Raw genomic sequence first — 12,021 nt, 5'->3', positions numbered from 1 at the left:
GCGACTGAGGCTGCCCCTTGGTACGCTTGAAAAGCTGGTGTGATTCGAGAAGCTCAAACGCGCAAAGCCAAGATCGATAGGCGAGACCCCGGTGTGCACTGCATAGCCGGGGCCTCGCCCGCTAAGCGGCCACCTAAGCCGACGCGGGATAGTGTTTCCGCAGGCGCTAGCAAGCTCTTACTGCCCGTTCGCTCCTGGCAAGAATTGGCGTCTACTCTTGGCCGGGCCTCCTGAACGATCTACCTGTTGCTTCGTTTGCCAGAGGCACGGATCACTTTCTGCAACTCAGACTTCCAACTCCCTTGGTGCACGATCCTCATGTACTCGGCCTGAGAGTCGGAGAGCAGATCCAGACGACTGCGCTGGCTGAGATCCCGCCAGTTTTCAAACATCACGTATAGAGCGTTGCCATATGTGAGATTCTCGAGGACTACGAGGTCATCCCTGAAGATGTAGGCAACGTACCTACTGAATTCTCCATGGCCGGTTGCCACCTCCCTGGGCTTTAGCTTCCAGATAACATCGTTGCGTTTTTTTGCCTCGGCCTCTACATCCGGAAAGTTGGCAAGCTTCAGGTTGCCAACGATGCGGTTCAGGACATCCTCGCTGTCTTGCCCTTGGGGAAGAAGTTCCCAGGTAAGGCTTTGTTGCTTCGTCCACGTCTGGGGGTCCGTGTCTGCTGAGATCACGCCCGTATTTCCGACGTGTTCTCTGAGCATAGACAGAGCGAGCACGAGGTCTGGATCAGCCCGCTCAGTATTTGCCGGGAACGCCCGGTCAACGCGGAAGCCGATCCTCACGGTGTCGTTGTTCTTAGCCCCTGCACTGATGAGGATAGCGAGACCGTGGCCATGGAGGGTTTCTCTGGGGTAGGCCTTTACCGTGCGGAAAGCCGTAACTTTTCCGGCGTTCTTGTTGCCGTACGGATAAACCCAGCCGATGGAGGGACGCGAGACCTTCGGGAGGTCCCTGCGGGGCTTCTCCTGTCCATTCACGTTCCAGTCCGACCACGACCCAGGTTCACCTGAAGGAATAACGCGGTCGCGCACCACAACCTCGCCGTTCAATACATGGACGCCGAGTGACTGGAGGGCACCGCTCTCGAGGTCGGCGACTGAATAGTCTTTGGCAACTCCCACTTGGAACGGTTCAGGCGCAATTCCTTGAATTTGCTGCCAAATGATTTCCGAAACAGGCCTAACTCCACCCAAAGCGACTCCTCGAAAGTTTTGAAGAACATGGTTGTCAGGCGGACGCGGGCCTGGGATATTACTATGTGGACCGGTGGTCCCGGGCCTCTTGTGTTCATGAGACTACCGCGTGGTGGGCGGGCGTTCTTCACTCCGAGGCCGGCTTCGCTGCAGGTGAAATCTCAAGAAGCTCGAGACCGTCTGTGCAACGCGCTTAATTCATCGTGACGAAGGCAGAAGCATCCGCTTCCGGCCGCAACTAGCCCCTTGCCAATTCTGCAGGAATTTCTCCGTTGTTGCAGGCATCAGCTGGGGGAGTCCTGAACTGGCCTATGCCGTTCCAAGGATGTCTACACAAGTAATACAGCTCGGTATCTTTCGCCGGGTGCAGGGGTCGCCCTAGACCAAATGGTATGGGGCGCCGGCAGCTGTGACCGCACCAAGGCAGGCTTCCGGATGACTATTTGGGCAAAAAGGCATCCACTTAAAGGCAGTGTTGGCGCTGGACCCTTGCGGCTGTATTGCGAGACAGATGGCGCAGCAGAACTCGGCTTCCTCGTGAGGTGACACTAACGCCAGAAGCGGGAACGTTGAACTCAGCCTCGGGCATGGACGGACCTTATCAATGAGGTCAGCCCAGGATCGACTGGGAGACGCAAGGCAGGCCGCCGTCAGAATTGATTGATATATGGCTTTTGGCCGCCACGCGGAGGGACCGTGGAGCGGATCGGGCGGCGACAGCCAAAATGATTGGCATCTACTGGCATCGTACGCAGCTGCAATCCTCGGCCGTTGACCCCAAATGTGCTGCGAAGAGACGCTCCAAGATGGACTACCTCATCGGGCGCATCAACCGAGTGTGGTCATGACTCTCGCCCACATGTTTAGGTGGGTATATGATTCTTCGGCTCGTTTGATTACCCTGCCCGGTTGGTCTAGCTCACGGATCGCGATCCTGAAGCTCTCCGAGTCTCGTGTGAGTTCGGCGACCACATCGGGCGTCGGCATGGTGGGCCACTTCGCAATCTCTGCCGATCTGGCTCGGACGGAATGCTTCATTAGTCCGTGGTAGTCCATGGCATTCGGCGACTGGCCATCGCATTCTGCGCACTCACATTCGATCAGTTCAGGGAACTGACGCCATATAGCTTCAGCGACATCAACACCTATGTATCGGTGTAATTTGGGGACGTAATAGCGGGCTGGTGGCGCCCCCGACGTTGGGAGCTCTACCCAGTCCCGGTGCTCACCAAAACCGATGCCGTGGGACGAACCAAAGAGGCCGTACCGTGAGAACAGCACGGACAGAAAACCGCCATAGAGCGCGAATACGCGTTGGTTACGCGATTCGCAGCCTTGGAGGGCTCGGCCGTAGGCAACGAGTTCGGACTCTCCGCTGAGTTTGAACTCGTCCAGGCCGCTGACCCAAGCCACGATTTCGCTATCGCCCACCCTTGATGCGAGGAGGCTCCAGACGTCTGCCGTGCTGGCAGCGATGACTCGTCGAAGTTTCCGCGCAATTCTCTTTGAATGCGCGTACTCATAGGATGCCGTCCAGAGCAAGTCTGAAACGTCGCTCCAGCCGTCGTCCAGAGTCCCGACCATGGTGTAGGGAGGAAGGACGAAGGCGGGATCCTGACGATTCTGTGGAAGGACTTCCTCATTCAACCGTGCCGCGTACTTGTCGAATGTTTTCATTTGGACGTCCTCGAAGCCCACGTTGAAGTCAATCCACGAGCGCGCGATCGTCTTGATCGTGCCGTCGTCGAATTCTTCAGGGGTGGGCGTCGAGTAGCTCCTGATGAGCTCAGGAACCCCCAGGGCATCTGCCAGCATCAGGTGGGATTTTTTCGGAGTTGCAAGCCTGTTTTGGAACAGTGGGAATCTCGGGTCAATTACGTATGGATCATTTGAACGAGCGGAGAGGCTGAGGACAAAGCCCTTGGTGCCTTCCGCCTGAAACGCAGCAATTGTTCCGGGGACTATGAGGCCGTCGAAGTAGTCCGACAGCTCTCGGACGGTTTGTTGATCCGTGGATCCGTAACTTAAATAGTGCTGGAACCGTTCAAACATGTGTATCCCCACTTTCCATGAGCCGCCTTCGTGCTCTCTGTCGGGAATGCTCGTCACGGATAGGCGCTCCTGGGCGCAATATTACAGTGGGCATCGAGTCCGTCACGACTATGATCCCCACGCCAAAGCGAGCCGCCTCGTCAACATTGGACTGTTTCGGGCAGTTTCCAATGACTATCCAGGACTTATCGAACGTCTGGCGGTTGTAGACGGCCTGTTCCAAGACTCGCCCAAAACCGCCCAGCTTGAGTTCGAATGCGGACATCACGCCCGATCTTGTCTTTGTTACGAGATCTACGCGTCGCCCGTTGATGGGAAACTCACGAACAATGATCGAGTCGTGGCGCAGCCACCTTCTGGCCCTCAACCACTCGACTAGGGGTGGCATCATCCTCGATTCGCCAGGTGTGTCGAATGCAATGTCATCCTCAATAAAGAGCATCACTTTGAATTTACCACCGAACGATTTGACTTAGGTTTGCAGTTCTCAATGACGCCATCTATCCGTGCCACTAATGTGGTGTAGGCGGCCACCAGGAAGACCACACCCACGGCAATGCCTATCGTCATGTAGAAAAGAAATTGCCATAATCCACTCTCGGCAAACATGAATTGATAAACAAGCGTAGTAATTGCCACCGATATTGTGAAGCTCAATACGGAATATTTTAGCCAACTGCAAACTCGCAACAAACGCCTATATTGCCGTCGAATTCGATGGCGTTCTTTGAGTAGTCGGATGCTAACCTTGGCAGGCTTTTCGACCGAGGATGGATCAACGATGACATCCAGGGGGTCGAAGTCGGCATCAGGATCCGGCAGCAGCTCATTGATGTGGGTTCGGAGTGTCCCTAGTGAAGCAAATGCTTTGTCAGTAAGCGCCTCAAAGGCAATGTCAATGTGGCTCCATAGCCGATCGACCGTCTTGCCGCGGAGATGGATAAGCGCCCAAAATCCGGCACCGCCGGCAAGGAAGAGCGCTACTCCTAGTCCTGTGACCACATTTATGTCAGCTTTTGCCGCTTGGTCGACGACTGCCTCGTGAATTAACATTTATCCGCCCGGGCCAAGCACTTGGTCCCGGATTACGGATTTGGTGGTGTATTGCTCGTACCTGGAGTAGACGTATCGAATTAATTGCCGCAGCGGGAGGGGTGCGAAGCGGCTCTTGAATTCTGCCAGCTCCTGTAACGAGTCTTTTGTCAGTTCTCGCTTCAGTGCGTTGAAGTAACGCCATCCGCGCTCTGTTAGGTGGAAGTCACGGGTCGTGTAGGGGTTGCCCCCAATGCCAGGACCGCCGGCACCCCCAATCAGCTCTCGCTGTTCCCAGGAATCGGATGCGTCGGGAGCGAGCGACGACGAGTCCTCTATCAGTTCTGCCGCGGCGAGCGTGTCGACCGCCTGGTAGATCTTCTGCGAGAAGGGACCAAAATTGTAGGGCTCGAAATCAGCCTTCTGTTCCAGCCACTTGTCGCTGGACGTCTCCCGCTCCAGAAGGAAGATCATCTTCTCCAGACGCGTAATCCCTTTGATTTCGCCGGCGGGCATTCCGGAGGAGGAGGGGCTGCCGAGCAGTAGAACGATCGCGTCGTCGATCTCTATGGGGTTCCCCATCACTGTCCCTCCTTGTGGCTTACTCGATTATGTCGAGAGATTAGCATTCGGGTCCGACGACACGGGCCCTGCGCGCCGCTGTTGTCTTCTTGCGGGACGCAGCCCCCAGTTTAGCGGTTCCACGCTGTAGGGGTCGGCGGCTCTTCGGACCGTCCAAGGCCAGGTTGAAAGAGCCGGACTTTTGGAGTCTTCGAGGTTTCTAACGCCTTCGTGCCAACGAATGGAGCTGCTGAAGCCCGAGCCGGACGGTGACGAAAAAAGTACGAATAGCCGCGGGAACACGAGTTATATGGCGGGATGCTCAGGTGGACCGATTTGTCAATGAGAAGCGTGAGAACCCCTGGAAATCCTTGATTTCCAGGGGTTCTCTACCGAGCTTCCTACCAGAATCGAACTGATGACCTTTTCATTACGAGTGAAACGCTTAGGAGCATCAGGCACCCGCAACGACGGCCGGCTCAATCGGCCTCTTGAGATTCATCAAGCTCCAAATAGCCTAAACGGCGAGATCATGCGAGGCCTTCAAGCTAGGAGCGGGCGGCAGAACGGTCCGGCCAAGTGCCATCATCGACAGACTGTCTCGCGGCATAAGGTATAGGAAATCCCCTTATTCGCCGGGCCTAATTCCGACACTCTTAGGAGATAGTGAGGTGGTCTAGGGCGTTCGTGACAGCGTCGTCAGAAACCTGCCAAAACGCAGCGCTCAGGAGGCCGTCGCATCCAGCCGTGTCGGTTGTTGCTCGAGTTAAGGGAAGAGGCCGCGCCCGTCCGCCCCCACTGCAGACGTCTGAGGAAATGACCACGAACGGTGGACTGTGGAAGTGATCGTTGCATCCTCGTGCACGTGAAAAGGTGTCCCCCAAGGCGGGGCCCTTCGGGCTGGCTGGTTACTGTTCAATTGACCCCTCACGACAACGCGGAACTCACCGCACGCCTTGCGCTGGCGTTGTCAAGGAATTGGTGTCAGAACCTGTTCCGGCCTGTTTCTCGGGGCGGATGGCCGACGAGAACTTAGCCCCCCGCCGCGGACTGCTGCACCGCCACCCGTTTGGCCTTTTCACGGGGAAAGTTGCGACGATTGGCTGACAAGCTGCGCAGGGCGGCCTTGACTGTGAAAAGCCACACTGGTGCCCCCATGCTGCCTGGGCAGCACAGCGGGAGCACAGCCCAAGCCCGATGTAGTGGCGCTTGTTGGTGTCGAACGTCCTGGCCTGCCGAAGACTCTCGGGGTGGGATCCGGACCTCGGCGGTTTTTTGATCAAGGTCTTGCCTTTCAGGAGTTGGCGGATGTCGCGGACCGCGAGTCGGCGCAGTACTTCGCAGGATTCAGTGAGTTACGCGGAGCTTGCTCCGCCCTCCGGGCTGCACGGCGCTCCGCTTGCCTTCACCGGTCACCAGCTGCAGCGGTCTGTTCCCTGGGAGCAGGGCCTGTTGCCTGCTCCCTCTGGCAGCAGGGCCTGATTTGGTGAACAGCCTGTTGCCCTGCCCAAGCAGGGCCGCAAGCAATGATGACGGGGCCTCAACAGAGGACCACAAAGTGAAACTTTGTTGCGAGGGAGTAAGGCTGTCGGTAGTTGATAGAGGTAGTTCTCATTCAGGTAGTCCTCCCTTGGGGTCGTTCTACCTGAGGTAGTTGAACCGTGAGGTAGTTAAGGGGCGCTATTCTCGCGGTAATCCCGTATCGGGAAAGTTGCTGTAGGTCCACGGCGATAAATGCATTACAGCTGCGGCTACTTTGTAGCCCGGGGGTGGGTGGTCTCTTTCGATGTAGCCCATGCGCTTCAGCCCAATAACCGTTACCAGCTCGGGGCGAGGAACTCTTCGGGGAAAGCCCCTCGCGCCATCGTTCAGCTACGTCTCAGTCCTTGGATGACCCGGCAGGCCATCCGAACAGGGCTCAGTGATGGTGTAGACAACGGAATTGTTCTTACGAACAGTCTTGAGAAGATAGCCGGCGGCCTCTGCGCGAACTGTATGCCTTGAAATCACCGGTTTTGAAAGGCCTGTGGCCTTGGCGAGCGTCGCGAGTGACGGCCATGCGGTGCCGTTCGTATTGTCTGCGAAACTGGCAAGCGCCCAGCAGACCGCCCGAGCTCCAGTGGGGAGGCTGGAATTTGCCACCGCCTTCAAGTACTGCAGAGGACGCGATTGCTTCCGGGGAATTGGGTCAGTCACGGTTCTCCTTCGGAAGTTGGATCTGCCACTTGCCCGACTGGTTATTCATGTTGCTCTGGTGGCGCCCCAAGTACCCTGCAGTCTGAAGCTCACGAAGTTCCGAGTGCACGCGAGGGTCGCGCCGTTCGCGCCCGATGTCGCGGTTCAGTTGCTGCCAATCGGTGAGGGCAGCGCGACCAATGCTGACGTACTGCGAGATAGCATTTGCGACAAGCAAGGCTTCGGCACTGATGGCAGGGTCGCCATTGACCGCAGTGATCCAGTGGTCCAGGTATGGGTTCAGACCTTGGCCCGAAAGTTCTGTGACGCTGCGCTGAGGCGTCGGATGCGGCTCGAATTGGGCCGCGCTGAGGCGCCGAGCCAGCAGGGTAGCCTCCCACTCGTCATCGCTCACGCGATGGGGATGGGTCTTGCGACGGGGAATGGACACATTTACCTCCATTTGTTGAAGTTGCGGGTTGGTGGATGACCCTGCGGTGCGGTCGCCACACCGATTAGATTCCTTGAGAGGAATCCCCAGTCTTTTCACTGGGTGTGTACAGTCGCTCGGTTTTCTTGAACGATTTGTTTGGTCACTGCCGGCACTCATGTGCCGCCATGTAGGCATCAAGGGTGGCCGCTGAATAGCGCACAAGACCGCCGATCTTGATGATCGGAGGCCCGCTCTTGGTGTTGTTGGCGAGCCAATGCGCGGGCACGTTCATATAGCTGGCGGCCTCGGACCGTGTGAGGTAGTCCGACTGTGGCGCATTCCCGCCAAGCGTCTTCCCCGACAGCTCCGGATGTTGTTTCACTATCTGCACCCCTTCATAGTTTCTTGGCTTGACTCATAGTTGCTAACTTTGAACTGTGGGGATAGCATAAGAGCATGCATTCAAAGTTGTCAACTATGAATCTAAGGTGCTGGGTCTGACCGGATACTGTGAGGGCATGAAGTCAGACGCTGCGGGTTCTGCCCTCCGGAAGCTCGTTGAAAATTTGGTTATCCTCCAACGGCACAATGCCGTGTCCCTCGAAGGAGTCGCGCCGCTCGAGAAGTTCCACGATGACTTCGCGATGCTGGCGTTTCCGATTACCAAATGGGCGGTTGGTCTACGTGTCGGGTTCACGACCGATGCTTGGTCGATAAAAGAGATTCTTTTGCTTCCGTTGGGCCGCGAAAGCGGACCCCCTCCGCTTGGAGGCCTGGAGCTGGAGTCACGCGTGGATGCGACGGTCCGGCGTGCGCGGGATCGGCAGCAGGTGGAAGCAGAACAGGTCAAGCAGATGAAGGGAAACGCATCATTCGTTGAAGGGAGGTTTGAAGCATGGCGAGACAAGACTGTGGCAAAGACTAATGTCGAGTACGCCGCGTTGGCTGCTAAGTACGCAGAACAGATCCGCCTGGGCAACTCGCGCGCAACGGCAACCCTGGCGGAACTCGTTGACATGTCGCCCGCTGTAATGGCGCAGCGGATAAAGGAAGCGCGGCGACGATTCCTTCTGACCCCAGGTGAGCGCGGTAAAGCTTCCGGATCGTTGACACCACTCGGCGCTCTTCTAACCGATCCAGACTTCCCCGGATTCCGTCGGCTGCGAATGACCGGCATGACGCAACGGGAGATAGCCGAGAAGTACGGGATAAATGAACAGTATGTATGGCATGGTCTCATCGAAGATCGCGGTCCCGACGAGGATAGAGTCCTGCTCGTCGGAGACGAGCAAGCCCTATTCGAAGGCCTCGCGCAGAAACAGAGTCTGGAGTAACGGACATGGGCATTCGCAAGCTTGATTGGGCGGTTACATACTCGTCGGTCTCGGGAAAACGGCTACGGAACGAATACGAGACTGAGGCCAAAGCCCGGCAATTCGCGGAACGGCAGGCCGACCGCGCGAAAGGGCTTGGCTTGATCCCGCCAGCTGTGTCCAAGCTCAAGTCCCGTCGATGGGAAGTTGGTTATCAAGACCCCCAGGGAAAGTGGAAGACGAAACGATTTAAGAAGAAAGACGAGGCTGAGGAGTTCCACAAGGAACAGACCAAGTCAGTACGAACGGGGACCTATGTCGACCGCAGGTCGGCGGCTGGTATGACGGTTGCCCAACTGTACAAAGTCTGGATTGGTCGGATCGAATCTGTCGGCGCGAGTGGGAGACGTCCTGCCACGCCTAAAACCGTCCAGGGCTACGAGTGGCTTTACAAGCGGATGATCGATCCGTACTGGGGAAAATTGCCGCTGAGCAACGTAGCGTACGCGGATATTGCTAGGTGGACCCACACCATGAACGGCGTCGACGGTCGGATCGCTGGCCGCGACACGAGAGCTCGTGCGTCAAAGCAGTTCTCGAGGATGCTGGACTACGCCGTGGGAATCCGTGTCCTTGCGGCTAACCCAGCCAAGGATCCATCTGGCGCACGTGATTATGTCCCCCTGACAAATACTGCCCGTAAGCCTGTTTATCTGACGCGTCCCCAGCTTGAGCGGTTGGCCGCGTGTTCCGGCCGTCATGAACTTCTGGTCAGATTTACTGGGCTCACCGGTTTGAGATGGGGCGAAGTCACGGCTTTGGTCATCGGCGATCTTGATCTCGGCCCCAAGGCCTATGTGTCGGTATCCAAGGCCTACTCAGAAGTCAATGGCCAGCTTGTCCTGGGTGAGACCAAGGGCCATGAATCCCGTGAGGTCCCGCTTCCGACTTCCTTGGCGCGCAACCTAGTTGATCTTGTTGAAGGAAGGACGCCAGACGGATTGTTGTTTCCCTCCGCACAGGGACTGCCGATGAGGAACTCCAACTTTACGAGGCGGTACTTCGAGCCAGCGAGGCGTCTGGCCTCGACAAGTGTCGGCCGGGTTCAATCCGCCCTCGGCGTTACAGAAACAAGACGTGGTTTGGCCTACTTCGGGGATCTGACCCTGGCCACCTTGACCGGTCTTCAATACGATCTGGAGTTGCAAAATCAGGGCTCTGTAGATTCCGACACATGGTTGGCGTTGGCATCACAAACTACGGTTGCCGAAGAACTGCGTGGTGAGCTGCGCAGATCGTCCGGCATCCAGCTCGAGTACGGGGCCATGGATTTCCGGCCGCCGGTATTCCACGACCTTCGACACACAGCCGTGAGCCTTTACCTTGCGGTAACTAAGAACGTGAAGCAAGTCCAGCGCATTGCCGGTCACAAGGATGCCACGACCACGTTGAACACCTACGCGGAACTTTTCGAGGACGATTTCTTCACTGCAGCCGACGGCCTCGACAGGTTGATCCCAGAACGGTTCACACGATAGGCCCTTGGTAATCCCTTGGTATCGAGGTCAGGATCTCCCGTGTCTATTGGGATTCTCCCCTCCAAAACGTTCGACTGAAAATCGAAAGGTCACCGGATCGACGCCGGTCGGAGCCACCACTGGGAAGCATCAGTTCTTCGGAACTGGTGCTTTTCTTCTTAACAGGTCGCCGCTTCTGCGGCCTTTGCTTTGTGATCCTCACGACACGCAAATCCAAGCGTCGTCAGGATGGTCAGCTGCGAAGCGTAGGCCCCCATGTATGCCTACGCTTCGCCGCTGTGGACTAGGCTTTCAGCTTCGGCTTCACGTCCTTGTTGTAAATGCCTTCCAGCGTTCCCTTCAACTCGGTCAGCGTTGCTTGCACGTCGGCCTTTTCATTCATGATCCTGGTGGCTGCCTTGGCCAGCTCCTGGTCTCCGCCGGGGAGGAACGTCCGTGCAAAGTCCTGGGTGCGGGTCACCTTGAGCTGGTCTACGACAGTTTGGAATTCCGGAGTCTGGGCAACAATCGCCGAGATATCTGCCGCCTCCGCTACGGGTAGGTAGCCTGTTGCAGCAGACAAAGTAGACGTGCTCTGCGCGTTCGTCATGAACGTGATGAACTTGGCGGCTGCAAGCTGCCGTTCCGGTGACGTTTTGCTGGCGATCACCAAGCCGGAACCGCCCGTGGGACAGACCTGCGAGGCGGCGGCCGACCCACCCGGCAAGAACCCGACGTCGATCCTCATGTTTGCTTCCTTCGCTGCCTTAAGGGTGGCGGCAAGGTCGGCGGATGAGCTGATCGTAGCGCTGATTGCACCGGCTTGAAGGTCGGTAATGGCATTCTTGGAGGAGACCCCGGCCCAGCCATTCTTCACAATGGAGTCCTGCACCCACTGCATCGCGGCAACAGATTGGCTTGAATTTGCCGTAATCTCCCACTCCTTGGACCAACCGCCGCCTTGTCCCCAGAGAACGTTTTGAAGCGTCCAGCCGGCGTAACCAGCGATCGCCGGGTACTGGTAGGCGTTCTGGTATCCGGAAGCCGAGGCATTTGCCGACTTGATCCTGGGTGCCCACTCGGCGAACTCTTCCCAGGTTTTTGGCGCCCGCTCGGGAACCCCGGCGGCCTTGAAGTGGTCCTTGTTGAAGTAGAACAACGGGGTTGACCGGGCGTAGGGGACTGCCCACAGCTGATCGGAATGCTTGTAATCGGCGATCAAACCGGACTTGTAGTCGGAGGAGCTGACGTTGACAGCTTTGAGAAGGGCATTAATCGGAAGGATGGCACCTGAGACCGCGTAACGGAACCACCACACATCCGATGCCACCACCACGTCCGGCACTTCGCTCCCGGCTTGGGAAGTCTGGAACTTTTGCGCCACTTCCTCGTAGTTTGAGCCTCCGGTGATGAGGTTGACTTTGATATCCGGATTGGCCGCTTGGAAGGCCTCTATCAGCTTCAGCTCCGTTTCCCGGGACTTACCGGGATGGCTGGACATGAAACTGATGCTGGGGGCAGGTTTGATCTTGGACCAATCCTCCGGGGAGAGCGTCTTTGCTGATGTGCTTCCGGCATCCGTCGAGGGACCGCCACAAGCTGCAAGCGCAATGGCGGTGACTGAGGCTCCAGCCAAGCCGAGGAAATGCTTCCGGGAAAGTGATTTTGACATAGAGGAAGTGCCTTTCTAGTGATCGAGGTGCTTGAGCATTCTCGAAAGGGTGGAG

The 12,021-nt window shown here is 57.1% G+C and carries 10 protein-coding genes; 2 read left to right on the top strand and 8 right to left on the bottom strand.

What is annotated here, in order from left to right; all coding sequences use genetic code 11:
• Window positions 1–239 precede the first annotated feature (239 nt).
• The 7 genes from ACTAQJ_RS14675 to ACTAQJ_RS14645 all read right to left on the bottom strand — a co-directional run bounded on the left by ACTAQJ_RS14675 (window position 240) and on the right by ACTAQJ_RS14645 (window position 7,846).
• A complete protein-coding gene (locus ACTAQJ_RS14675) occupies window positions 240–1,211 on the bottom strand; it encodes a hypothetical protein (protein ID WP_498697145.1) in 972 nt (323 codons plus the stop codon).
• An 828-nt stretch (window positions 1,212–2,039) separates the two neighbouring features.
• Window positions 2,040–3,320 (bottom strand): hypothetical protein, encoded by a 1,281-nt coding sequence (locus ACTAQJ_RS14670; protein ID WP_498697142.1) that lies wholly within the window; start codon window positions 3,318–3,320, stop codon window positions 2,040–2,042.
• 384 nt (window positions 3,321–3,704) lie between these two features.
• Entirely contained in the window at window positions 3,705–4,316 is a 612-nt protein-coding gene (locus ACTAQJ_RS14665) for a hypothetical protein (RefSeq protein ID WP_498697139.1), read from the bottom strand.
• Window positions 4,317–4,877: a hypothetical protein gene (locus ACTAQJ_RS14660; RefSeq protein ID WP_498697137.1), complete on the bottom strand. Its 561-nt coding sequence runs from the start codon at window positions 4,875–4,877 to the stop codon at window positions 4,317–4,319. It lies immediately after the preceding gene.
• A gap of 1,851 nt (window positions 4,878–6,728) precedes the next feature.
• Complete coding sequence (locus ACTAQJ_RS14655) at window positions 6,729–6,998, bottom strand: helix-turn-helix domain-containing protein (RefSeq protein ID WP_498702202.1); 270 nt, start codon at window positions 6,996–6,998, stop codon at window positions 6,729–6,731.
• Between the two features lie 46 nt (window positions 6,999–7,044).
• On the bottom strand, window positions 7,045–7,482 hold the full coding sequence (locus ACTAQJ_RS14650; protein WP_498697135.1) for a hypothetical protein: 438 nt from the start codon (window positions 7,480–7,482) through the stop codon (window positions 7,045–7,047).
• Window positions 7,483–7,624: 142 nt separating this feature from the next.
• Complete coding sequence (locus tag ACTAQJ_RS14645; RefSeq protein WP_498697134.1) at window positions 7,625–7,846, bottom strand: helix-turn-helix domain-containing protein; 222 nt, start codon at window positions 7,844–7,846, stop codon at window positions 7,625–7,627.
• Window positions 7,847–7,982: 136 nt separating this feature from the next.
• Here ACTAQJ_RS14645 and ACTAQJ_RS14640 point away from each other — a divergent pair, with 136 nt between their 5' ends.
• Window positions 7,983–8,798: a hypothetical protein gene (locus tag ACTAQJ_RS14640; protein ID WP_498697132.1), complete on the top strand. Its 816-nt coding sequence runs from the start codon at window positions 7,983–7,985 to the stop codon at window positions 8,796–8,798.
• 155 nt (window positions 8,799–8,953) lie between these two features.
• Complete coding sequence (locus ACTAQJ_RS14635; protein WP_498697131.1) at window positions 8,954–10,315, top strand: tyrosine-type recombinase/integrase; 1,362 nt, start codon at window positions 8,954–8,956, stop codon at window positions 10,313–10,315.
• 283 nt (window positions 10,316–10,598) lie between these two features.
• Here ACTAQJ_RS14635 and ACTAQJ_RS14630 read toward each other — a convergent pair whose 3' ends face one another.
• Window positions 10,599–11,966: an ABC transporter substrate-binding protein gene (locus ACTAQJ_RS14630; RefSeq protein WP_498697129.1), complete on the bottom strand. Its 1,368-nt coding sequence runs from the start codon at window positions 11,964–11,966 to the stop codon at window positions 10,599–10,601.
• Window positions 11,967–12,021 lie beyond the last annotated feature (55 nt).

The sequence above is a fragment of the Arthrobacter sp. alpha11c genome, from assembly GCF_054149985.1.
Note: the sequence above shows the minus strand (reverse complement) of the source record. Positions and strands in the feature narration are given on the sequence as shown.

Coding starts and splice junctions, on each gene's coding strand:
- ACTAQJ_RS14665 (WP_498697139.1), bottom strand. CDS start 4,316: ATGTTAATTCACGAGGCAGTCGTCGACCAAGCGGCAAAAGCTGACATA.
- ACTAQJ_RS14660 (WP_498697137.1), bottom strand. CDS start 4,877: ATGGGGAACCCCATAGAGATCGACGACGCGATCGTTCTACTGCTCGGC.
- ACTAQJ_RS14640 (WP_498697132.1), top strand. CDS start 7,983: ATGAAGTCAGACGCTGCGGGTTCTGCCCTCCGGAAGCTCGTTGAAAAT.
- ACTAQJ_RS14630 (WP_498697129.1), bottom strand. CDS start 11,966: ATGTCAAAATCACTTTCCCGGAAGCATTTCCTCGGCTTGGCTGGAGCC.